Below are 20,392 nucleotides of genomic sequence, written 5' to 3' on the forward strand. Positions count from 1 at the left end.
TACGATCTTATTTCTGTGATTTCTGAGCCTTTATGAGGTAATTTCTCCGGCGATTTCTTTTAAATTCAGTCCGCCGAATGTGCCCGAACTCATCATCAATAGATTGGCCTTATCCCATTTTTGAGTGAGCAAAAATTGTTTTAAGTCCCCATTGTCTGTAAAGACATGTAGGTCTTTGCGCTTAAAAGCCGCTTGTACTTCTGAAGGCTCAATGGCATCAAGGCGTTTATGAGCCAATGTGTGCGGATTATAATAGACCGCTGCTACGTCGGCAGCGTCGAGTTTATGAGCGTATTGACCAATAAAATCCTTGTTTAAGCTACTGAATGTATGCAATTCAACACAGGCCACCAAGGTACGCTTGGGAAACTGCGATTTGGCGGCTTTAGTGGTGGCTTCCACTTTGGAAGGCGCATGGGCAAAGTCTTTAAAGGCGGCCGTTTTTTCGTTTTTGGCCAACGTTTCCATCCGATTCGCCGCGCCTTTGAATGTTTGAATGGCCCGGTAAAATTGTGTGTGCGTAAGGCCAAGCTCTTCGCAGACCGCCAATGCTCCGCTGATATTTTTCATGTTATGTTCCCCAAAGACCAGTAACGGCACATCGCCGTAATCAGTTGTAATGAGGAATGTTTGGCCGTTGACAATTTTGTGGGCATGGGTTTCATACGGAACGGGGCGTACATCCAATCGTTCGTTTTTGCCGATCACGTCGAGCATATCGTCGGTTTCGTCAAAGATCAAAACGCCCGATTTCGGGAGTGAATCGGCCAGTTTTTCAAATTGTTTTACGTAAATTTCCCACGTTGGAAAAACGTTATAGTGATCCCATGCAATGCCGCTGATGAGCGCCATGTGCGGATGATAATGCAAAAATTTAGGATTGGTATCGGTAGGAGAGGCGGGATATTCGTCGCCCTCAATGATGATCACGGGGGCATTGTCGGTCAACTTTACCATCGTATCAAAACCTTCCAATTGCGCGCCTACCAGATAATCAAAGACACGGTTGTTAGAACGAAGGACGTGCAGGATCATCGACGTGATGGTGGTTTTGCCGTGGCTTCCGGCAATTACAACACGCTGTTTATTAAGGCTTTGTCGATAAATGTATTCGGGGTACGAATAAAGCGGTAAGCCTAACTCCTGCGCGCGGGCAAGCTCGGGATTGTCTTTGCGGGCGTGCATTCCCACAATGACGGCATCAAGGTCGGCGTGGATTTTTTCGGGAAACCATCCCATTTCGGCGGGCAATAAGCCCAATTTTTGGAGTCTGGTATAGGCGGGATCGTATATTTCGTCGTCCGAGCCGCTAACGCTGTATCCTTTATGATGTAAAGCAATGGCTAAATTGTGCATCACGCTTCCGCCGATGGCAATGAAATGTACCTGCATTTCTCTATAAATAGGGGTTTGAAAAACTTCCCATGTTTGTGCAACCGGACTTGGAAAGTTTGAGTAAATGAGTTGTATTTGCAAACAAATTAACGGCCAATCATTCAGACTATCAAACTTTTCAAACAATACCAACAAAAACGTGTCTTTTTCATTAAGTATTGAAAAGTACTATTAACAATCATTTGCCGTTTTTAACGAAGTTTTGCTGAATTCTAAAAAACAGACGAATCATTTCATGAAAAAAATCATTTTGCCTCTCTTTAGCCTTTTGGTATTGGCAGGTTGTTCCAAAACAAAAGATCCAACCCCCAAAGGCATAGATGCGATCTTTGTAGGGAGCAGCGACAACAAACTCTACGCCATCAACTCCAAAACAGGCGTAAAAATGTGGGAGTTTGCGGCTAAAAATACGGTTCATTCTTCTCCGACGTTGGGTAACGGCTTGGTGATTGTGGGGAGTTCGGACGAAAACGTATATACTTTAGATATTCAGACCGGAGCTAAAGTATGGGAATTTGCGTCGGGTACGCGCATTTCTTCGGCCCCCTTTTACACCGATGGTACTGTATATGCCGGTATGGGCAGTGCTTCTAATTTCACAAGCAAATTATTCGCCTTAAATGTTGTCAATGGAACCAAAAAATGGGAGTTTTCGGCCGATGGTCTGAGTGTTTCTTCCTGCACGGTAGCCAATGGGAAAGTGTATATAGGGGGCTTTACGAATCTCTATGCGCTCGATGCCAAATCGGGCGAAAAGGCGTGGGAATTTGTCACCGGTGCGGGCGTTGATTCTTCGCCTACGGTTGTGGATGGTGTGGCGTATGTTGGAAGCAATGATTACAATCTCTATGCGGTAGATGCGTTGACAGGTGCCAAAAAATGGCAATTCTCGACGGGCGGCGAAGTGAGTTCCTCGCCTACAGTGGCCAACGGAACAGTCTTTGTGGGAAGCGTTGACCGTAAACTCTATGCGCTGGACGCCAAAACGGGCACAAAACAATGGGAATTCAAAACAGACGGCCCTATACTTTCATCTCCTGTGGTTTCCAACGGAATTGTGTATACGGGCAGCAACGACTATAAACTCTACGCAGTAGATGCCAAAACGGGAGCAAAGAAATGGGAGTTTTGGACCACCAGCCACATTCAATCCTCGCCGGTCGCTTCTGACAGTTTGGTCTATATCGGAAGTTTGGATAAAAAGTTGTACGCCATAGATATTCAAAAAGGGACAAAAAAATGGGAATTTCAGACGGGAGGCAGTATTTATTCCTCCCCCGTGATTCTCAATTCGAAAGGAGAGATTTACAGTTCCTCAGTGAGTGGTGCCCAACCCTGATCGCATTAATTTTGACATAGGGCGAACTTTTTTGAGTCTTGTGGATGTTCTCCGAGAACCTGATTTTAAATCCTGTTCAGAGTAAACGCTTTGCAAAGAACAGCTATAAGGTCGTAAGGCATCAATTTTATCGGGGCCGCCATGGTTTTGACAGCGAGTTGAAGCAATACGTATAAGCACGTCGGGACGTGTGCGCGAGTCCTGTTAAAAACACGCATAAACAATAGCTGGCGAATATAGCTACGCTATGGCTGCCTAATCCGGAGTGATTAGACTTTAGCCATCATCTCTCCAACTGCCGCCTTGCCGGTTGGATCAAGAGGTGTCGAACTGTAAGGCTGGCCGGGTAGTTGGTGTGAATACTCGGCGAGACACAACACCTAAGGCGTGGAGGTAGGTCTGTTTTGAACCTTATCCACACTCGAAAATCTAATCAAAACTAAGCGTGTAGAAGGCGTACGGTTTCCTTGTTCTGGACGTGGGTTCGACTCCCACCGGCTCCACCCAACCCCGTTCCTGTTATCAGGAGCGGGGTTTTTGCTTTTTGTCAGTAGTTTTGTCAGTAAAACTTCACTTCTATGCACCCATATATACTAGCCGAACTATATCCTAAGAACCGTAATTTAAAAGCTCGTTGGCTTGTTCAATGGGCAATCTGGGATGTCCAAAAAAACAAACTCGTTTATGAGCAGAAGCGCGTACCGGGAAAACTGAAAACGATACGAGAGCGTGAAAAATGGGCTAAAGAATTTATAGCTGAAATTAATAAAGCACTTTTAGATGGATACGTCATTGATGAAGTAGGGGAGGGGACTACCGTGACCGAACAAGCGCCCGCCAATCGTAAATTGATGGAGGTATTGAATGAAATGCTGTTAGTAAAAAACTTTGAACTCAAAAAGAAAAGTAGGAGCGGGTATAAAAGCATTTTGGGTAAGTTCAAAGATTTCTTGGCCTATGAGAATTTAGGGAACATAAATAGTCATGACTTCCTGCCAAAACACTTCTTCCTCTTCAAAGACTACCTTATGAAGGTGCTTCAAAACGCCAACCCTACCATCAATAAAACGATCTTTACGATAGGGCATTTGTTTAAAATGGGAGTGGACCGGGGGCATTTAAAAACGAATCCTTTTGCCGGCTTTAAGTCGTTGAAGGAGGTAGAAACAGAAAGCAATACGGCCTACACCATCGAGCATCAACAGGCAATGGAAGCGTATTTAAAAGACAATGATCTGAGACTGTATTACTTTACACGCTTCATGTATTATGGTTTCATTCGACCGGCAGAACTGAGACAGGTCAAGATCAAACACGTTGATCTAAAGCGTAGAACTATTTCCGTCTTTGGTCAGGATGCCAAAAACAGCAAAATCAGGATCATTCGAATAAACCCTACCCTTTGGCAGACAATCAAAGAAATGGATTTTGAAGGGTTAAACCCTGACTTATTTGTGTTTGGTAAAAAGCTTCTTACTACCAAGTTTAGACAGCCCGACAACGAAGCCTATAATAAGAACAGGAAAGCATTGGAAGCACTTGAATTGATGGAACATAATTACACGCTCTACAGTTGGCGGCATACGGGCGCGGTCAATGCCATTACTATTGGAGGATTGAGCGTATTTGAACTTCAAAGACAATTTGGACATTCAGACGTGAAGGAAACCCAAATCTATCTTAAAACGCTAAAAGTCAGGATAGATAATCAGCCTTTAGAAAATACTTGGTAGTAAAATGCCTTCATTGATGAGAGGAAACTTATTTGAAAACATTTTATCATAATAACTAATGCAGTCAAAACTAAGGCAAGGCTACTTATATATAGATGATGAAAAAATTGGAGAAGTGATTTTTTCAATCATGGACGAAAGTATGGGTGGAATTGGCGGTAGATTAGTTCCTAATGACAATTATCAAAAGTATCAATCGTCTATCCGGCAGCATTTTGTGAAGCAAGGAGTTTCTAACGTTGGCAACTTTAAATTTAGGATTTTACTTGAAGATAGCACCGAATTAAAATCGGAAGGTGGGATTGGAGTTGTAGATTCCGAAGACTCAGACGAAATTTATGTAGAGGCTGCGGGGCTAGACCTATCAAAATTTTAAAATGGTATCTAAGGCTGCGTGTACTCAAAATGAGGGTATCCGGCTTCAAAATGAAGAATTGAAAGAAATTTAGTAATTATTATTTAACATCCTTAAATGAATATATATAGACAGCTTGGCTTTGAGACTTGGGCATTTGGAGAACCTATGACTCCAGATGATAAAATTGCATTTCTGAAATTATTCTATGCCGAATTTGGACACTTAATGACGAGACTTGCCAGAGATCGTAGGACTGATATAAAATTCGAAACCTACGAAGTAAGCTATGATAATAAATCTTTAGGTCAGTTCAGTATTGGAGGTGAAGATATAATGGTATTAAGAATATTACTTTTCCTGATCCAAAATATTCCTGCCTATTGTAAAATTGGGATAGGAGAAAACCCTAATGAACCTACCCTTTGGAACGGCCCTGTTTTTTTTCCATCGCAAGACATTACGAAAGAAGATTTAGTCAAAGGCTTGCAAATTGAAGAACAATATAATTACCTGCCTATTTGGTAAGAGAACTTAGTAAACTGTGAATATACTACCTATATTTTGAGCAATTACTAGACTATGGTGTTGGCAGACAGTTAATGATCCTAGAAGCCCACCTGAATGCAATGCCCCAATATTAATGGCAAGCTAAAAACAAGAATGAATGGCAGTTTATCAATTTTATTTAGCTCTGATTCCAAGAATTGGATTGGTTAGAAAACACAATCAAATGCCTATTAGAATAAATGTAAGCACTGAAACCGGGTATTTCGAATCTAATACAGAAGAGTATTGGCAGTTAGCTGAAATCTCCCCTGAAAAAATAATGCAGGAAATTGACAAGGTGGTCAATCGTTCAGATTGGGGAAGTGGTAAGTCTAAGCAATGGAAAACTTATACAGAGGAAATAGATAATGATGCTTGGATGGCGATAAATGATGATTCAGGTAATATTAAAGAGTTATCATTTAGAGCTGATTTGCGAGAAGATAGTCTGAAATTTTTAAGGAATATGATTGACTTAGCAAAAGAATACGATTTGCTACTTATGGACAGGAAAGGAAATTTAGCAAAACCAAATTTTAGTGAAGTTGGACATCTGGTTGAAATTTCAAATGCATTTAGATTCCTGCAAGACCCGGAAGTTTTTCTAAATAATCTGGATAATGGAAAAATAAATTTCGAATGAGAACGGCATCTGCTAAAATAAGCATATGGAATAACAAAATAGCCCTTCACTCGTGAAGGGCTAAACAGAATAATATTTTGTGCGTGTGCTCAAGTTTCTGCTTCAGGAAGGCAGGTTCGGCCACACTTCGCGCCAGATCAGGCTTACTTCAGACGAATTTTTGAGAAATACGCCAAATATTATTCTGTTATGTTGCCAATAAAGAATACCGTAAAACCTTAAACCATCGGGCATTGGTCAGGAAAATAAATTCTCCGGCATCGGGATCAAACGGGCTGTTAGGGTCTTGTTTTACGTATAGCTTTCCCGTTAAGGTATTTAACCAATAGTCCCCTACTTGTGTCACATTATCGGTATTGGTCGGTACACCCTGAATATAGTACGTTTTACCTGCACTTGCGCCCGTCGCGCCTTTTAAAGAAGCCAATTTCTTCCATTGTACATTCCCTGCTAAAACAATCGTCGTAGCGGTAATTGTGCCGGTGTAGGTTTCACGCTGCCATAGGTTTCCGCTTGTCGTATCTAAATAATAATCATTGATGATCGTACTGGCAGTTAAGGCATTGCTTGGATCACCTGCACCGTTTAGAAATTTAGGGGCATCTTTCGCGGTCAACTCTTCCAAGCCGTTGGCCGATTTATAGACTATCTTGCCCGTCGTTGAACAATAGGCCATTGAGCCGGGCGGTAATGTGGCTAAATCGGCGTTGATTTGCGCCGTGGTTCTTGCGGGCATCCCTACGGCGTTGGCCTCAAAACTCAGTAATTTATTGGCTCCCAAATACTGAATGATCTTTTTACGCTCATTGTTAACCATGACGTTAAAGAACAATTCAGGGATATTGTTGTGCAATGAGCCATCTATATAAAAGATACTCTTTTCGATTTGATCGGCCTGATCAATCCATTTCATGCCAAAGGCCGGTTCTTCACCGCCTACGACCAACAGTTCAGGAAAGTAATAGTTTTGAGGGGTTTTGATACGGGAAAGCAATTCTTTAAAATCCAATACCTTCACCCAAATAGCTTCCGGACGTATCATAAAGGGCAGGTATTCGGGTGGATCAGTTAAGAAAGTCTTTTGCCACATGATCCCGTTGCTGCGATCAATCCAATAACTGCCGAAATCTACCTGCATGGATTCTTCATTGGTGGGTGTTTCGGCTCCGTGGTGTATTTTGGTGGTTGCACTCATTTGTTGATAGTGTTTGAAATTTTAGTTAAGAATTTATAGCCCACGAAAAAAAGCACGGCATAAAGCAGCGTGTCAGTATAGGCTTTATTTTCGTTGACGGTGGTATCGTTGGTCAGTTCCGAGTTTAGCGGATCAAACGTGGTAGGATCATCAACGGACGTTTTCGGAACGCTTTTATAATCGCGTGTTGCGCCGCCGCGCGGGTCTGCTATATAGGCCATATCAGGAACGGTTTTTGGTAAACAGATACAATCCCAAAGCGATCAACAGACCAAACAAAATGCGTTGATTGCGAATGCTCGCCAATTCGGCAACGGCCTGATCATAGATTGTTTTTTGCTTTGCCAATTCGGTTAAGACCTGATTAGCCTGTGCCTTGATTCTTTCCTGTTCATCCGATTTTACTTTTCCTTCCAGAAAAGAAATCAAAGCACCTGCCCCGGCAGTAATGGCGGTCGCAAAAACGCCAATCCCTGACGAACTCAAAGCGGCACTTCCCGCCACGATCAACGCACCAATATTGCCGTCGCTTCTTCCTGCCTGTTCGTTGAGTTGCTGCAAGGTTTTTGCCAACTCCAAAATGTTGTTTTCGGCTTGGGCTTTGAGCCAAAGAAGGTAATTTTCCTTTGTGCCGAAAACGGCCTGATCGTATTGAATCGCTTCCAATTCTTCCGAACGGTAAAGGATATTTACCGCGTTGGGGTTGTAAGCTATGCCGTCAGATCGCCCGATACTGTTATAGTAATCGCTTGCCCTTGCCATTTCGTTAAGCGGTTATGCGCACATTTCGTGCAGGGTTGGAGTTAAATGAGCCAATGATTCCACTATGCCCGTTTTGAAACAGGTTCAGTACGGTGTATGTAAAATCTCCCTGACGGTTTGGCGTAATGACGGGGCTGTTCCAAAGTCCGTTTGCTTCCAAAAGTGCTTTGGTGTCTTTGGCCTTTTGGAAGCTTTCACCCGCGCCCGTTCCATCGGGAGAATGGAAGGCAAACGATAAAAGATTACAACCGTTTTGAATCATTGCGCCGTGACGCTCTGCTAATGTTTCTTTGGCGGTATTGCTTGGGCTGTTGGTGTATTCAGCCGCAAAGTATTTACCTGTCCGTCGCTTCCAGTCGTAGCACAATGCCGCATTGAATTGGAAGGTGTCATCGTTCATCGGGTTGTTTTTAATAAACCTGATTTGCGGATGATCAGCGATCAATTCAAGATGATACGTACCGCCCCATTTATGAAAATCATAGTAAAAGCTGCCTACGTCTAAACCGTTATTCCAACCGTTGAAAATAGCCGCGATGGCGTGTAATTTTTCTTTTAATTGATTGGCCTGATAAACGCTGTAACTGAAATCGCGAGTTTGATTCAGCCCGTTTGAGGCCGTGGTTTCAGCGTTTGACCAATCTCCCTGAAACGGAAGCGGATAGACCCATTCCTGCGTCTCACTGATCGCGGGAAAATTGGCAACAATATAGCCGGCATCCTGTAAGGGCTGAAAGGCTTCTTTGACCTGACCAAACCAGTTATAAACAAAGTTCCAACGGGTTGAGCCAAAGGATAGAATATAATTCAGATCTAAGATCATTTCGCCGCCCGGTCCTTTCATTAAGTCGTTTAGCGGGAATGTGCCGAGCATTTCAGGAGAAACGCGAATCCACGGTTTCAGCACAATATTCAATCCCTGACTGACGGCGTAATCGGCTAAGTCTGTATAATAGTTAAGACCACCTACAAATGTATTGGACATGGGTACTACCAATTGCACCGTATCAAATCCCGCCGCCGCAATGGCGCGACATCGTACTTCCCAATTGGTTACATCGGTCAGCATGATCATTTTGTAAACTTTGGCAGGGTCAAAGGTTCTTACCTGATACCCAAAGGCCGCTTTTCGGGCGTTGGAATTACTGCCGGCAGAACGTCTCAACAAAACAATGATCAAAAAAGCGATCACACCAAGCCAGATTATTTTCTGCTTTTTGGAAAGGCCTTTGATGAATTTTTTCAGTTTCATAAAAATGGAAGATTTAAAAAAAGGCTTACCGATGGGTAAACCTTTTCGGGATTGATCACACATTAAACGACTACCCGCCGCAGGGAAACAACAAATTTGATCAGGCTCAACGCCGCGTCAATGGCATTGTCCAAAAGGGCTTTTGCGCGTGGGTCTGCCATGTCTAACCCCGTTTCGTCAGCCATCACATATTGCAGGTCTTCGCGTTCCTGATCACTCATTCGCCTGAACTCATCCCATGCGTCGGGAATGTCTTCAAACGCGGGACGGATCAACGGCAACAGGTGTAAGAAGTTGGGCAGATCACGAAAAGTCAATTTGCGGTCTTCCAGACTCTTTATGATCGCACTTGCCAACCGTGCGATAAATCGTAAAAGTTCGGTACTGTTTTTCATCGCTTTGCAGGTTTAAAATTTTGTAAATAATTGGTTTTTAGATTTTTGACTTTGGTAAGGTCGGACGGTACGGAATTGCAAAGGCAGTCTACGGCCTTCCACATGATCCAGTAAGGGCGTATTTTGAGGTAATAGCCATCGTACTTTTTGACGACCGGGTATACGCTGCCTTTGGTGCTTGTATTGGATTCGTAAACGGTGGCGTAGGTGGGAAATTTTTCGCGTAAAATGCCCACATGGTAGCCCGAAAACCAACCCTTCAAAGGCGCGTAAATAATTACGTTAGTGGGCTTTACTTTCCCTATCGCAAGGGCGTAGGCCTGTTTGCCAATGTTGGTGACGGGTACACATTGCGTATAATTGTACGCTCTGCCCCATTCTTTGATGGGAATTTTATAACCCGCTTCGTAGAAGATCGCGTACACGGCAAAACCGCAATGGGCTAACTGTTTGCCGCCTACTTTCATTTTATTGGCGTAGTCACCGGCATAGGCGCGCCAATAGTCGAACAATGCGCCGTCGTTGCGGTTGGTGGTTTCGTAGGTGTTGACGTAGCGCTCGGCAACGCTGAAAACGCTGTCTATTCGGGTACGAGTCCCTTGCCCGTATACATGAGTAAAAGCACAAACAGCAACAAATAGAAATAGTATTTTAGTGGAATTAAGACGCATCGTAACAGGGGTTTAGCTTGAAACAATTCACTCAAATAATCGGGCGTCGTTCGTTCTGAGGGGTTTAGATAGAGGTAGGATTTTCGATCTAAAAACAACAGGATCAGACTGATTCCAAGCAGGGCAAATACTACATAATACAAGGCCGTAAAACCGTTTGAGATATAAATATTGGATAGGGGATCAATCCCCAAATATTGACTGATCCAACGCGGAATATTGACAAAGAAGAACATCAAAAGACCGCACAAAGCCACCGTTTTGATCAGATCATACGCAAAGGATGCACGGAAATGTTGCCATACTTTTAATGCCTGATCTTTGAGCGTTGGCGTGATTTTTACGGGTTGAGGCGCAGCGGGTTTAAACTCTTCCCACTTCTCGAAAATGTAATCAGTCAAGGCAAATTTGAAACTTTCGGCCTGTACGTTGTTGACTTCTTCAAGTTGGGAAAATGTCACTTTGCCGTTGACAAAATCCGTTAATAATGCCCGTTGGGTACTTGGGCTGAGGTCTTCAAAATTTCTCATTGTTTGCGTCTTAAAAGGTAGATCAGAAGGAAAAACAATACGAGATACAATAGGTTATAGACGGTTTTGGCAAACGTTCCCTGTGCGTAAATGGTGGCTTCCTGCAAACGTCGGTTCTTATTGAAATTGATCGACGTAAACGCCTTCGTTACGGCGTCAATGTCGTTGGGGTCTTCATTGACCGCCTTTAATACTTGGTCGTAGGTGTCGGTAAAGTTGCCCGGTCCTACGTTGTACATCAGCGATGTTAAGGCGTCAAATTGATTTTGATTCAGGATTACGGTTACGTAACGGTTCACATAATCGGCATTGGCCTTGACATGAAACTCCAACAACGTGTTGGCGCGGGCGGCGCTGATTTCGTCGTTTTGCTTTACACGTTGCCAATTTTCGTAAAATTGACACCCGTACCCAATGGAGTATTTGCCGCTGCCTTTGGGGTCTTCATAAGCCGTTAAACTGCGTCCTTCAAAATCTTTGATCAGTTCTAACGTGGTGTTGGTATACGTTTTACCCGTCATGGTTACTTGTCGTTTGGAATGAACCAATAAAAATGTTGTTGATGTTGGCCTTTCACCAACTCCCATTCCCATACTTCGGTCACGGTACGCGTGACAGCTCCCACTTTTCGCTTTAACTGAGCTTCGGCAGGATAGCCCAACGGATCACCCTGTTTTACGGTTAGTACGACCTTATTTGTAAGAGAATCATAAATTTTAGTGGACTTGGCGGCGATGATCTTTTTCATTTTACATCTAGGGTTTTGTGATGGTTACGTCAGTCTTTTTGACCAATTCAAAATCCGTCCACCAAAACACGTCGCGGCGAATGATCACGTACACGATGTTATTGATTGTTTTTTCGCCCGCCCATTGCCCCAAGCTGACGTTGGCCGATACTGTTTTAGAAACCTGCGCGGGATTGTCGAGTTTGTAGGTACTCAAAGCAACTTTGCTTCTGACATTGTAACCTAAGTAATAAATGGGATCGGTGGGCGTAGTGGGTACGGTTCCCGCTTTGGGCATTAACTCCAAAAAGCGTGAAAGGTCAGTCCCTAATTCATTTTCGAGCCGTGCCACCAATTGCTCATTGTACAGCCTGAAATATGAATCCTGTACTCCCTTCCAATCATAGATCAACGGAGCAAGGGCAAACAAGGTGGTTTCGTCGGTGCCGTCTCCGTCAATGACACTTACGCCCAAAACACTTCCGTAGGGGTTACAGGCCTGACGAATTTTGTAGGCGATCTGCGCGTTGGCACTTGTCCCTAAAGCGTCATATTCACTCTTTTGTACGACCTTTCTGATTTCTTTACGGATAAGCCAAACAATGAGCAAAATCAAAAGAATCGTAATGACTTTACGGCTTTTTGAGGCTTTGACGGCTCCATCGGAAATGGTTTGGAATAGTGACATGGTGGTTGGAGTTTAAAGAATCCCGACAAACTTTTCCGCAATGCCGCCCAGCAATTGCGCGGGGTTGAACCCTGACATTAAGCCTAAAAGCTGCTCGCGGCGCTGACGGTCAAAGATCATTTGCACAAACTGCGGATCGGTTTCACATTGTTTTTTGATGAAGTTGAATCCTTCGGCGGTGGCTTGCTCTCCTACCAATTGGGTCAGGGCTTGGCGGCAACCTTCGACTTCTTCGTTCAGGTCGTATACTATGGGTGTCTCGTCTTTTACAACGGTCAATTTTGATGTCTTCTTTGCGGTTTTTTTGGTTCCAAAAAGTGCCATGATAAGCAGTAATTTAAATGAGTGATCAGGAAATAATTAAGCGGTTTTTGACATTAGGGACTTGACAATCTGCGTGCCGCGCTGAAACTTTTCGAGTTTGTCAATGGCATCTTCATCGTCGTCGGGATCGTCGTTTTTAAGTGCTTCAATTCCTTCTCTGAGTGTCTTAATGTCAAGCGTTGCCAACTCTTTAAGGGCGGAAAGGATCGGCTTTATTTCTTCGGTTATAAAGTCCTCTACACGTTGGATGCGCATTTCTTTCAATGCCTCCTGACGGCCTTTTTCGCGTTCTTCGGCTAATAGTACTTGCAAACTGTTTCCTGACGTTTGAGACATAGAAGTAGGTTTTGAGGCGTTAAAATTTTCAAATTGGCCGATCTTGAACGGGCGGTCGATCACGGCGCTTTTGCTCCCTTTCCAAGCGTGAAGCGTGTAGGCACCTTCGGGCAATTCGGGGTATTCGGTGCGTAGGGCTTCCAATGTTTCTTCTACGCTGTTTCCTTCGTGGTAGGCAACCCGCCGCTTACCGGAGTCCTTTATGTTAAAGTGCGTTGATTTGTTGCGGGTCAGAAAAGTGATTAATTCTTCCATTGCCTTTTTTAAGGGGAAAGGGTAGGGGTAAAGTTGACCTTACCCCTACGCATTGATGAAGTATAAAAGCGGACTATTTTTTCTTGTCCTTCATTTTTTGGACTTTGGCTTTTGTCGCCTCTTTTTTCTTTTTTACGGCTTTTACTCCGTCATTGTGCTTGGTGACATCAGCACATTTTTTTTCATAATTATCCCATGTCTTTTGACTTGCAGTCATTTTTGGCTGTTTGGGAAATTTCTTCATTTTTGCCATGATTGATAGTTGGTTAAAGTGGGCTAAAGCACGTTCGTAACTTTAGCCCGTTGATGAATTGTTTAATTGATGCCGTAGGAGAAAAGCGCGTTTAGCGTTTGCGTTTTTTGCTTTTTTTCTTCAATCCAAGTTCTTCCAAGAGGTCTATCCCAAAGACAAACTTGGCGATCAGGTACACCACGATGGCGATCAGCAAACCGCCGATGATGGGGTTGGCATTGACATAATCCGTAATGGCTGTCCAAGCATCTTTGGCACCTGATAACAGACTGCTGCCGGTGCCGCTTCCTGTACCCGTGCCGTTGCCTGTTTCGGTGCCTGTTTTCGCGGCGGCGTTTTTCCATGCCGTTACGTCAGCAGCACTCGCTACAACGGAGGTATCGGTGGGTACAGTGTCGTACCCTTCCCCCTTAATGGAGAAGAGCGCAATGGAAGAATCCCAAACGCGTTTGAACGCGCCGCCACCCTGACGGGCATTGGAGATCGTCACCGTTCCGTCTGAGTTGATCAAACCTGTGGAGGCGGTTTCCAACAGATCGGTGTAGGCTACCGACTTGGATATAAATGCTCCGTTGCCCGACACGATAGCCGATTCCATGCCCGAACGCGGCATGAATTTAGCTGATCCCAATACGGTAGGGTCAGAACTGGAAGACTCAAAATTGACCAAAAACTTGCGGTATGCGTCGTCTTCGGCTAAGTAGATAACCGCCACGCCGTTGAGGCCCGGATACTTACCTACGTTTCTAATTAACTTTGCCATTTTGAAAAATTGAGTTTATTGATGAAGTGAAAATTTTTAGGACTACGATTTCTTTTTGTCGCTTCGGGAGAATAGGAAAAAAGCAACGACCGCCAATCCGATCAGAATAAGGGTATTGTTATTGTTGGAGGTTTGCGGCACTAAATAGGGGTTCGTGCCATAGGTAGCAGGGGCTACGGTGGCGGTATTGGTTTTGTTACCAAAGATGGACGTGACGGCATTCAGTACCCCTGTAAACAGCTTGTCGGCCGTTAAGCCCGTCCAAAAACTTGATTTTTCCTGTGTCTTGACGGTTTCGGTTGCGGGAGCATTTTTCAGCGTGTACATATCGTACTCATTCTCCAGATACCACTCCCACGTATAAATGTCAGGATCAGTAGTTGACACTTTAGCGTTTGGCGTGCTTACCGTAGTGGTTTGCCCGTTGGCCGTTTTATTAACGCCTACGATTTTGTAGTATACGCCGTCAATAGTAATTCCTATCGCTTCGTTTTGGGCGTTGTATTTTACCTGATAGTTGATCATAGGAATTTAGGGATAGAAAGCGTATAACTGATATTGACGGGGGCGGTTAGGCCATAGGCGCGGATTACGCCGTCGAACGCCACGGTGACACTTTTAGCCGTAGCGCGGAGATCAGGCACGGCGGCAAGTAGGGTGTCAATACCCATAATGACCGATGTTTGCAAAGTCGTTTCGGTATAGGGTTCAATGACAACGGGTTGAAAAATGATGGCCTTCCCTAAGAGGTTTTTACCCACGTACACGTCTAAATCAAGGCCGTCAATGGTAACGCGCTCTACGGTGGGGTTTACGATCACCATTTCCAATTCAAACTTTAATGCGCCTTTTTCAAAGCGAATGTTGCGCGGTAGGAGTGAGCGAAAACTAAAGCGTTTGACTGCTCCTATTTTGATCCAAAGCCTGATTACCCAAAAGATGATAAAGACCAACAGGCCGTAAAGAATTTTTTTGTTCATTTTGATTTTCTGTTTTTGTAGAGTTTAAACAGCACGAAGGCAAGCAACAGCCAAACAACGGGACTCTTCAAGGCCGCTTGAATGCTTGCCCAAAGGTCAAATTTGCTGCCTTGCGGGGTGGCTGCGCCTTCGTTTTCCTTTAAGGGTGTTTCGGGTACATTGTAGGTTCCTGCTTCGATCTGTTTTTTTATGATCACTTCCTGACCGATCAGATTCGTAATCTGTGTTTCGCGTTGGGTAATGGAAACATTGTCAAGTATAGCAAGGCGTATCGACGTGATGATGTATTCGGCCTGTGCTTCATTGATCCCAAAGTGGGCGGGGTTATTAATCAGTAGCAGGATCAAACAAATCTCTTCCGTGGTGTACTTGTTGGCGGGTATCTTTTTGATTGCATAACCTATGCCTCTGACCTCCTGAGTGCCTCCTGTGGTGGATAACGCCGCCAAATAATCATATAATGTCTCCTTGACAGGATCAAAGGAAGACAAGTCCCATTGATCAAACGGTTTGCCGTTTGTAAGGGTTGTGATCTGTGACGTGAGGATGTTTAAAACGCTTGCCATGCCTCAAACGTACTACAATACTTGTACAGTAGTCAAGTGCGTTATATCTTTACGAACCAAACCAAACCTATCCTGATCTAATGGCTCTTACTGCATCTTATTCGCACTTTTGGATACTGACCGACATCGCAGGTTTATACGGCCTAAAAGCTCCCGATTTTAGAAAAGAGTGTATAAAGAGGGGTATTGCCTTGAAGAGTGCAAAGCAGAAGTACAGCCCTAAAGAAGTGGACAGTATCATAGAAGTGCTTGGAAAGCCAAGATCAGTGCATGAAGTGGTAAAAAGTGGGTAGTCCGCTAAAGAAAAAGGACAGGTTTTGAAGGATAATTACTCTATACAGGCACTCATACGGTGCCTTTTTTTATGAAAATACACTGAGAATACAATGAAAATCCATTGAGAATACAATGAAAGTTGTTTTTTTTACCTGCAACCTGCCACCATGCTTTTTTTACTTATCACTAGCTACAACTACTTGTCACCTTACCTGTCACCCAAAAACAGCCCTGACGCTATTCTATTCTTTGTTTTTTTTAGGTGATAAGAAGTGATAAGTAAAAAGGGAAAAATAGAAGCGAAAAATGGATATTGAGCGTAAGTATCTGAAAATCTGTCCTTTTTCTTTAGCGGACTATGTATAATAAAAGTGACAGGTAAATTTGAGCGCTTCCCTGTCACCTTCATTTTTTTAATGTAACTTAGTAATATAATAAGAAAAAAAATCAGATTGAACCTATGTATTTTTTATCAAAATAACTTCTGAGTTCAACCTCTATGAGCGGATTCTTATTGTTTTTTATTATTCCACTACACGCAAACTCTAAAAAATCATAGATAAAAGTTTGCCAATGCGATACAAGGATTATTGTATAAGAAGACAAAAGGTAGCGCTCTCTTTTTTGTAATTCTTCAACCTTATCTAAATCTTTAATTATCAGTTGAGAAAATTAATATTGTAATTTTTTTACTGAACACTTGTGGAGTTTTTTTAGGTTAATTCTGTTGTGCTTTTATTTACAGTAAAGTTTAATGGCTAATAAAAAGCGTCGGCAATGTACTAAATGCTTTTTTAAACAAATCAAACAAAATTTTTCCAGTTTGGGTATCTAGTGTCAAAGTGGTAGAAATTCCAATTAAGGTTGACAAAACTAAACTTTTCCAATCGAATTTGTTCAATCGTTGAGAAGATTCTATTAGATAATCAAGTCTTTCAATGACTAAATTTTGCTCTGTTATATTAGTGGATAAATTTTTATGAATTAAAAATTTTAATTCATTTATAGATGTAGAAATTTGCCTTATCTCATCTGGCAAAAAATAAGATTTATCATTAAAATCTATTAATGATAAATTCAATGATTTGTCACTACTTTTATACAACTCCCATAAGTCTTGTTCAGTGATTTCTTCTATATAAGGTACAATATGATTTAATATCCAACTCCTAAAACTCTTATACACACTTTCAAAATTTACAAATTCAACATCAGGGTAATATTCAGTAAATTCATAGCTTGGGCCAAACTGTATAAATTTAAAGTCGAAATCGTCAAAACTTTCTTTAGAGTTTCTTATTACAAAGATAAACTGCGTATTTTTATACTTTATAATAGTTGCAGGCAAATTGTCCACATATTCATCTACTAACTCAAAATCTCTTTGATTAAATCCTAATTCACTTATCAAGTTAAAAAGGGTATTTTTGTCTCTTTTTTTCATTACTGCTAATTTGAAATTTAAATTAATTTTCCTGATTGCTAACTGCATCTATCTTGCCTAAAAAATCTTCCAAATTATACTAATATTTTAAAGATTAGTATAATTTGGAAGATTTGTACTGAATGATTCTGAAAGTATTTTGAAAAAACTGAAATTGTAAAATTTTTACAAGAAACCAATAGCCCAATTTGAATTATTCATTGAACTCTTCAATCTTGCTCTCAATATAAGAGATCGAGAGTCTGAAGACATCCATTTCTTCTTTTGTTACATCCTTTGCGTGAGCGTCTGAACGATACTTGTTTATAATTTGCATTTTATAATCAAAATCATCTTTATTGCTTCCAAAAATATACTTAAAAACTTCATAATATTTAATTATAGTTTTACGAATGTCTTCAAAGTATATTTCGCTTTCTTTTGCGTCAAAAAGTTGACTATAGCTTAGACCAGAATATTTCGATTTTCTGGGCTCTCCTAAGATTCCAAGATATTTACTGGTTGCATCGGCTTTTCCATACTGTCCTAAAAGCTGATTTCTGACAATCTTTCTTAGTTTAGGCTCAATTGTATTCCGCCTTTCGGAAATTTCTCTGTACCTTTCTTTTGGCGTTTCCAGAGATTTTTCATATTGATGTTTAGTAAGTAAGTAATCTTTAATTGCATCTATTTTAAACGAGTAATGATTGTTATTTTTATCAATAATTCTATAGCCAAGTAAGTGATTTGTAAATTCTGGTGACATTGATGCCAATTCCCTAAATGTCTTCATATCATCAAGGGCAATATATTTTAACATATCAAATTCTGAAGGGTAGAAGTGCTTTAAAACTCCAAGTATCATTTCAACATAGCTACTATATTCCTCATAAAATTTAGCTTTTGCTTTTTCATATAAATACTTATCTACTCTAATTGGTCTTTCGGAGTCAGAAATTTTATTAATGATGCTACAAACATGTCTCACCAAAAAAGGATGCCCTCCAAAATCTTCTGTAAGTTTTGAATAAATTGTTTCTTCGAATTTAAGACCCATTATTCTTCCTAATTTTCTAACCATTTCTCTTATTTGTGGAACATCGAAATTTGGTATATATTCAAAGTAAATTTGATTAAATATTGGATTGTCTTTCCCCCGAATCTGCGCAGTTTCAATAGCGTTTGGGTTTGTCCCCACTATAAAAAAAGAAAACAAGTTTGTATTTTTTTGAAATACTGTTCTTATGGATTGCCATAATAATACAAAATCTAAATCGGCAGTCCAGTGTAGGCTAGGTGAAGTATTAAAGGTAATGTTCTCTATTTCGTCGAAAACCAACAAAACACTTTTGTTGTTTATTTTTCTCTGAAGTAGTTTTAGGTTTTTTTCAAATAAAATTGTTGCATTTAACTCGGTATACTCATTTTCTTGTTCATTTGTTAAGTCTGGACAAATTTGAATTATTATTTCTTCAACAATGTACCATAAAACACCATTCCAGTGTCTTTTATGTAATGAAGGGTTTTGGCAGTCAATAAAAACAATATATTCACCTAATGACTCTAAAATTCTTTTAATGCCAAATATTACAGATGTTTTTCCTGTTTTTCTAAGGCCAAACAGAGCGGTATTTTCGTTAGATCTATGTCTATTTACTAGTTTTAGTACCAAATCATTTCTTCCAAAAAAATATAAATCTTTTTTAAGTGGAGATTCAAAAGCAAATAAATCTCTAGTGTAAAAATGAGATTTAAATCTATTTCGCAAAAAGTAAGAGTCATAATTTTCTAATAATTCATTATAAGAAAATGGAACAACTAACTGCGATTCTTGGTCACTTTTAACTAAGTCATTTATCCTTTGAACGATATTATTGTCTTTACTAATAAGTACACAACAAAGCTTTTCAATTCTAAGTGTTTGATATTTTTTTTCAATATAACCTACAGCATCTAATGACCTTGGTTCAAATGTTGTATAATTACTGAAAATTACTATAATTTCAATTTCAATATTGAAAAGTTCCTTGTAGTTATCTGTTGGTTTGATTAAAAAATACTTATACTGTGAAGTCGCTCCTATGTTAAACTGCCCACCTCCATTTGTTATGTACCAATCATTGGATATTTTTTTAATTATTGTCTGTTCCTCTGCTGAGAAATGCGCCAATTTAACTGACGGATTTATTCCGGGGTAAGTCTTTTGTTCGTTTTGTGGTATCATTTTATAAATTGTCTTATTACGCAGCTAACACTAAAATATGGAAATTTCTTGCCAATCACTACTTGCCACTGATTCGAATCATGCAGTAATTATTTATTGCACAACATAGCACGATACTATAAGTTAATTTTGTACCATTCTACGCATTTGTCATAAAAAAGTTATCAAATGGTTCATGTTCTGATTAAGTTACTTTGGGGCACTTTCTAAGTCGTTTAGAATATGACATTTAAAATGACTTTACTATGAACCAGATTCTACGCTTTTTAGCTGTTTCGGCACTCTTCTTCAGTTACCAAAAGACGTTGCACCCGCACCGACGGCTCGTTTCAATGTACAGGAAAACTCCTCTGACCGAAATGGTGCGGTATATGCTTTCGTTAATCTAACTACCAACGCTCAAACCTATAATTGGGCATTTGGCGACGGCGGCAGTAGTAGCGAACAACACCCTATTTATGTTTTCAGAAAGAACGGAATGTATAACGTCACTTTAGAGGCCAAAGGTGAAGGAGGTAAGGACTATTTTAATCAGACTGTAAAAGTAACAGGTATACCAACTACGGGACGGTTGATATTTTGGTCGCGTATCAGTAATAAAGGAAATATTACTGTGTCGGTGGTTGGTTCCGAAGTAGGGAAGATTACCGTTTCTCAAATTGCATCAACTGCACCTGATTGTGGTACTAAAGGTTTTGTAACGGTTGCATTACCGGAAGGAGCTTACAGCTATACCGCCCAATCATAAGGGTTAATTC

At 41.2% G+C, this 20,392-nt stretch carries 27 protein-coding genes, 1 other RNA gene and 1 pseudogene; 9 read left to right on the top strand and 20 right to left on the bottom strand.

Annotation, left to right across the window (positions count from 1 at the left end; translation table 11 throughout):
- Positions 1–30: 30 nt before the first annotated feature.
- The gene (locus ACQY73_RS31430) at positions 31–1,392 is read right to left on the bottom strand and encodes a UDP-N-acetylmuramate--L-alanine ligase (RefSeq protein ID WP_428658135.1); all 1,362 of its coding nucleotides are present in this window, start codon (positions 1,390–1,392) and stop codon (positions 31–33) included.
- Between the two features lie 238 nt (positions 1,393–1,630).
- On the opposite strand from ACQY73_RS31430, the gene ACQY73_RS31435 reads away from it, so the two are divergent.
- From ACQY73_RS31435 to ACQY73_RS31460, 6 genes are all read left to right on the top strand, one after another.
- Entirely contained in the window at positions 1,631–2,734 is a 1,104-nt protein-coding gene (locus ACQY73_RS31435; protein WP_428658136.1) for a PQQ-binding-like beta-propeller repeat protein, read from the top strand.
- Between the two features lie 132 nt (positions 2,735–2,866).
- Positions 2,867–3,240: a transfer-messenger RNA gene (gene ssrA, locus ACQY73_RS31440) on the top strand.
- A gap of 72 nt (positions 3,241–3,312) precedes the next feature.
- Positions 3,313–4,467 carry a tyrosine-type recombinase/integrase gene (locus ACQY73_RS31445; RefSeq protein WP_428658137.1) on the top strand — a complete coding sequence of 385 codons (1,155 nt, stop codon included), beginning with the start codon at positions 3,313–3,315 and terminating at the stop codon, positions 4,465–4,467.
- A 58-nt stretch (positions 4,468–4,525) separates the two neighbouring features.
- Positions 4,526–4,843, top strand: a complete 318-nt coding sequence (locus ACQY73_RS31450; protein ID WP_428658138.1) for a hypothetical protein — start codon at positions 4,526–4,528, stop codon at positions 4,841–4,843.
- 96 nt (positions 4,844–4,939) lie between these two features.
- Positions 4,940–5,350 (top strand): hypothetical protein, encoded by a 411-nt coding sequence (locus ACQY73_RS31455; RefSeq protein ID WP_428658139.1) that lies wholly within the window; start codon positions 4,940–4,942, stop codon positions 5,348–5,350.
- 139 nt (positions 5,351–5,489) lie between these two features.
- The gene (locus tag ACQY73_RS31460; protein WP_428658140.1) at positions 5,490–6,014 is read left to right on the top strand and encodes a hypothetical protein; all 525 of its coding nucleotides are present in this window, start codon (positions 5,490–5,492) and stop codon (positions 6,012–6,014) included.
- A 187-nt stretch (positions 6,015–6,201) separates the two neighbouring features.
- On the opposite strand, the gene ACQY73_RS31465 is transcribed toward ACQY73_RS31460, so the two are convergent.
- The 17 genes from ACQY73_RS31465 to ACQY73_RS31545 all read right to left on the bottom strand — a co-directional run bounded on the left by ACQY73_RS31465 (position 6,202) and on the right by ACQY73_RS31545 (position 15,711).
- Complete coding sequence (locus ACQY73_RS31465) at positions 6,202–7,209, bottom strand: hypothetical protein (RefSeq protein ID WP_428658141.1); 1,008 nt, start codon at positions 7,207–7,209, stop codon at positions 6,202–6,204.
- A complete protein-coding gene (locus tag ACQY73_RS31470; RefSeq protein WP_428658142.1) occupies positions 7,206–7,430 on the bottom strand; it encodes a hypothetical protein in 225 nt (74 codons plus the stop codon). The genes ACQY73_RS31465 and ACQY73_RS31470 overlap by 4 nt, the downstream gene beginning before the upstream one ends.
- A 1-nt stretch (position 7,431) precedes the next feature.
- Positions 7,432–7,971 carry a hypothetical protein gene (locus ACQY73_RS31475; protein ID WP_428658143.1) on the bottom strand — a complete coding sequence of 180 codons (540 nt, stop codon included), beginning with the start codon at positions 7,969–7,971 and terminating at the stop codon, positions 7,432–7,434.
- A 4-nt stretch (positions 7,972–7,975) separates the two neighbouring features.
- The gene (locus tag ACQY73_RS31480; RefSeq protein ID WP_428658144.1) at positions 7,976–9,223 is read right to left on the bottom strand and encodes a hypothetical protein; all 1,248 of its coding nucleotides are present in this window, start codon (positions 9,221–9,223) and stop codon (positions 7,976–7,978) included.
- A gap of 62 nt (positions 9,224–9,285) precedes the next feature.
- Positions 9,286–9,618, bottom strand: coding sequence for a hypothetical protein (locus ACQY73_RS31485; RefSeq protein ID WP_428658145.1), 333 nt, complete (start codon positions 9,616–9,618; stop codon positions 9,286–9,288).
- Positions 9,615–10,289, bottom strand: coding sequence for a hypothetical protein (locus ACQY73_RS31490; RefSeq protein WP_428658146.1), 675 nt, complete (start codon positions 10,287–10,289; stop codon positions 9,615–9,617). The genes ACQY73_RS31485 and ACQY73_RS31490 overlap by 4 nt, the downstream gene beginning before the upstream one ends.
- Positions 10,199–10,819, bottom strand: coding sequence for a hypothetical protein (locus tag ACQY73_RS31495; protein ID WP_428658147.1), 621 nt, complete (start codon positions 10,817–10,819; stop codon positions 10,199–10,201). The genes ACQY73_RS31490 and ACQY73_RS31495 overlap by 91 nt, the downstream gene beginning before the upstream one ends.
- Positions 10,816–11,340, bottom strand: a complete 525-nt coding sequence (locus ACQY73_RS31500) for a lysozyme (RefSeq protein ID WP_428658148.1) — start codon at positions 11,338–11,340, stop codon at positions 10,816–10,818. The genes ACQY73_RS31495 and ACQY73_RS31500 overlap by 4 nt, the downstream gene beginning before the upstream one ends.
- Before the next feature lie 2 nt (positions 11,341–11,342).
- Entirely contained in the window at positions 11,343–11,567 is a 225-nt protein-coding gene (locus ACQY73_RS31505) for a hypothetical protein (protein ID WP_428658149.1), read from the bottom strand.
- A gap of 7 nt (positions 11,568–11,574) precedes the next feature.
- Positions 11,575–12,234 (bottom strand): hypothetical protein, encoded by a 660-nt coding sequence (locus ACQY73_RS31510; protein ID WP_428658150.1) that lies wholly within the window; start codon positions 12,232–12,234, stop codon positions 11,575–11,577.
- Between the two features lie 12 nt (positions 12,235–12,246).
- On the bottom strand, positions 12,247–12,558 hold the full coding sequence (locus tag ACQY73_RS31515; RefSeq protein ID WP_428658151.1) for a hypothetical protein: 312 nt from the start codon (positions 12,556–12,558) through the stop codon (positions 12,247–12,249).
- Between the two features lie 36 nt (positions 12,559–12,594).
- Positions 12,595–13,149 (bottom strand): hypothetical protein, encoded by a 555-nt coding sequence (locus tag ACQY73_RS31520; RefSeq protein ID WP_428658152.1) that lies wholly within the window; start codon positions 13,147–13,149, stop codon positions 12,595–12,597.
- A gap of 73 nt (positions 13,150–13,222) precedes the next feature.
- On the bottom strand, positions 13,223–13,402 hold the full coding sequence (locus ACQY73_RS31525; protein WP_428658153.1) for a hypothetical protein: 180 nt from the start codon (positions 13,400–13,402) through the stop codon (positions 13,223–13,225).
- Positions 13,403–13,493: 91 nt separating this feature from the next.
- Positions 13,494–14,165 carry a hypothetical protein gene (locus ACQY73_RS31530; RefSeq protein ID WP_428658154.1) on the bottom strand — a complete coding sequence of 224 codons (672 nt, stop codon included), beginning with the start codon at positions 14,163–14,165 and terminating at the stop codon, positions 13,494–13,496.
- Positions 14,166–14,207: 42 nt separating this feature from the next.
- Positions 14,208–14,690: an LPXTG cell wall anchor domain-containing protein gene (locus tag ACQY73_RS31535; RefSeq protein WP_428658155.1), complete on the bottom strand. Its 483-nt coding sequence runs from the start codon at positions 14,688–14,690 to the stop codon at positions 14,208–14,210.
- Complete coding sequence (locus tag ACQY73_RS31540; protein ID WP_428658156.1) at positions 14,687–15,145, bottom strand: hypothetical protein; 459 nt, start codon at positions 15,143–15,145, stop codon at positions 14,687–14,689. Before ACQY73_RS31540 ends, ACQY73_RS31535 begins: the two co-directional genes overlap by 4 nt.
- The gene (locus tag ACQY73_RS31545; protein ID WP_428658157.1) at positions 15,142–15,711 is read right to left on the bottom strand and encodes a hypothetical protein; all 570 of its coding nucleotides are present in this window, start codon (positions 15,709–15,711) and stop codon (positions 15,142–15,144) included. Before ACQY73_RS31545 ends, ACQY73_RS31540 begins: the two co-directional genes overlap by 4 nt.
- A gap of 80 nt (positions 15,712–15,791) precedes the next feature.
- Here ACQY73_RS31545 and ACQY73_RS31550 point away from each other — a divergent pair, with 80 nt between their 5' ends.
- Positions 15,792–16,004 (top strand): hypothetical protein, encoded by a 213-nt coding sequence (locus ACQY73_RS31550; protein ID WP_428658158.1) that lies wholly within the window; start codon positions 15,792–15,794, stop codon positions 16,002–16,004.
- A 734-nt stretch (positions 16,005–16,738) separates the two neighbouring features.
- On the opposite strand, the gene ACQY73_RS31555 is transcribed toward ACQY73_RS31550, so the two are convergent.
- Entirely contained in the window at positions 16,739–17,431 is a 693-nt protein-coding gene (locus ACQY73_RS31555) for a hypothetical protein (RefSeq protein ID WP_428658159.1), read from the bottom strand.
- A 193-nt stretch (positions 17,432–17,624) separates the two neighbouring features.
- On the bottom strand, positions 17,625–19,634 hold the full coding sequence (locus ACQY73_RS31560; RefSeq protein WP_428658160.1) for a hypothetical protein: 2,010 nt from the start codon (positions 19,632–19,634) through the stop codon (positions 17,625–17,627).
- Between the two features lie 245 nt (positions 19,635–19,879).
- On the opposite strand from ACQY73_RS31560, the gene ACQY73_RS31565 reads away from it, so the two are divergent.
- Entirely contained in the window at positions 19,880–20,023 is a 144-nt protein-coding gene (locus ACQY73_RS31565) for a hypothetical protein (RefSeq protein ID WP_428658161.1), read from the top strand.
- Between the two features lie 11 nt (positions 20,024–20,034).
- Positions 20,035–20,382, top strand: a pseudogene (locus tag ACQY73_RS31570) (PKD domain-containing protein); the annotation flags it as partial.
- Positions 20,383–20,392: the final 10 nt, after the last annotated feature.

This window comes from Runella sp., from assembly GCF_965279615.1.
Lineage (GTDB): Bacteria > Bacteroidota > Bacteroidia > Cytophagales > Spirosomataceae > Runella.

What these genes read in the sequence shown, in the direction of transcription:
- ACQY73_RS31515 (WP_428658151.1), bottom strand. Translation starts at nt 12,558, where the DNA reads ATGGCACTTTTTGGAACCAAAAAAACCGCAAAGAAGACATCAAAATTG.
- ACQY73_RS31470 (WP_428658142.1), bottom strand. Translation starts at nt 7,430, where the DNA reads ATGGCCTATATAGCAGACCCGCGCGGCGGCGCAACACGCGATTATAAA.
- ACQY73_RS31500 (WP_428658148.1), bottom strand. Translation starts at nt 11,340, where the DNA reads ATGACGGGTAAAACGTATACCAACACCACGTTAGAACTGATCAAAGAT.
- ACQY73_RS31495 (WP_428658147.1), bottom strand. Translation starts at nt 10,819, where the DNA reads ATGAGAAATTTTGAAGACCTCAGCCCAAGTACCCAACGGGCATTATTA.
- ACQY73_RS31560 (WP_428658160.1), bottom strand. Translation starts at nt 19,634, where the DNA reads ATGATACCACAAAACGAACAAAAGACTTACCCCGGAATAAATCCGTCA.
- ACQY73_RS31530 (WP_428658154.1), bottom strand. Translation starts at nt 14,165, where the DNA reads ATGGCAAAGTTAATTAGAAACGTAGGTAAGTATCCGGGCCTCAACGGC.
- ACQY73_RS31475 (WP_428658143.1), bottom strand. Translation starts at nt 7,971, where the DNA reads ATGGCAAGGGCAAGCGATTACTATAACAGTATCGGGCGATCTGACGGC.
- ACQY73_RS31550 (WP_428658158.1), top strand. Translation starts at nt 15,792, where the DNA reads ATGGCTCTTACTGCATCTTATTCGCACTTTTGGATACTGACCGACATC.
- ACQY73_RS31510 (WP_428658150.1), bottom strand. Translation starts at nt 12,234, where the DNA reads ATGTCACTATTCCAAACCATTTCCGATGGAGCCGTCAAAGCCTCAAAA.
- ACQY73_RS31565 (WP_428658161.1), top strand. Translation starts at nt 19,880, where the DNA reads ATGAACCAGATTCTACGCTTTTTAGCTGTTTCGGCACTCTTCTTCAGT.
- ACQY73_RS31450 (WP_428658138.1), top strand. Translation starts at nt 4,526, where the DNA reads ATGCAGTCAAAACTAAGGCAAGGCTACTTATATATAGATGATGAAAAA.
- ACQY73_RS31445 (WP_428658137.1), top strand. Translation starts at nt 3,313, where the DNA reads ATGCACCCATATATACTAGCCGAACTATATCCTAAGAACCGTAATTTA.
- ACQY73_RS31540 (WP_428658156.1), bottom strand. Translation starts at nt 15,145, where the DNA reads ATGAACAAAAAAATTCTTTACGGCCTGTTGGTCTTTATCATCTTTTGG.
- ACQY73_RS31525 (WP_428658153.1), bottom strand. Translation starts at nt 13,402, where the DNA reads ATGGCAAAAATGAAGAAATTTCCCAAACAGCCAAAAATGACTGCAAGT.
- ACQY73_RS31480 (WP_428658144.1), bottom strand. Translation starts at nt 9,223, where the DNA reads ATGAAACTGAAAAAATTCATCAAAGGCCTTTCCAAAAAGCAGAAAATA.
- ACQY73_RS31505 (WP_428658149.1), bottom strand. Translation starts at nt 11,567, where the DNA reads ATGAAAAAGATCATCGCCGCCAAGTCCACTAAAATTTATGATTCTCTT.
- ACQY73_RS31430 (WP_428658135.1), bottom strand. Translation starts at nt 1,392, where the DNA reads ATGCAGGTACATTTCATTGCCATCGGCGGAAGCGTGATGCACAATTTA.
- ACQY73_RS31460 (WP_428658140.1), top strand. Translation starts at nt 5,490, where the DNA reads ATGGCAGTTTATCAATTTTATTTAGCTCTGATTCCAAGAATTGGATTG.
- ACQY73_RS31520 (WP_428658152.1), bottom strand. Translation starts at nt 13,149, where the DNA reads ATGGAAGAATTAATCACTTTTCTGACCCGCAACAAATCAACGCACTTT.
- ACQY73_RS31555 (WP_428658159.1), bottom strand. Translation starts at nt 17,431, where the DNA reads ATGAAAAAAAGAGACAAAAATACCCTTTTTAACTTGATAAGTGAATTA.
- ACQY73_RS31465 (WP_428658141.1), bottom strand. Translation starts at nt 7,209, where the DNA reads ATGAGTGCAACCACCAAAATACACCACGGAGCCGAAACACCCACCAAT.
- ACQY73_RS31545 (WP_428658157.1), bottom strand. Translation starts at nt 15,711, where the DNA reads ATGGCAAGCGTTTTAAACATCCTCACGTCACAGATCACAACCCTTACA.
- ACQY73_RS31455 (WP_428658139.1), top strand. Translation starts at nt 4,940, where the DNA reads ATGAATATATATAGACAGCTTGGCTTTGAGACTTGGGCATTTGGAGAA.
- ACQY73_RS31485 (WP_428658145.1), bottom strand. Translation starts at nt 9,618, where the DNA reads ATGAAAAACAGTACCGAACTTTTACGATTTATCGCACGGTTGGCAAGT.
- ACQY73_RS31535 (WP_428658155.1), bottom strand. Translation starts at nt 14,690, where the DNA reads ATGATCAACTATCAGGTAAAATACAACGCCCAAAACGAAGCGATAGGA.
- ACQY73_RS31435 (WP_428658136.1), top strand. Translation starts at nt 1,631, where the DNA reads ATGAAAAAAATCATTTTGCCTCTCTTTAGCCTTTTGGTATTGGCAGGT.
- ACQY73_RS31490 (WP_428658146.1), bottom strand. Translation starts at nt 10,289, where the DNA reads ATGCGTCTTAATTCCACTAAAATACTATTTCTATTTGTTGCTGTTTGT.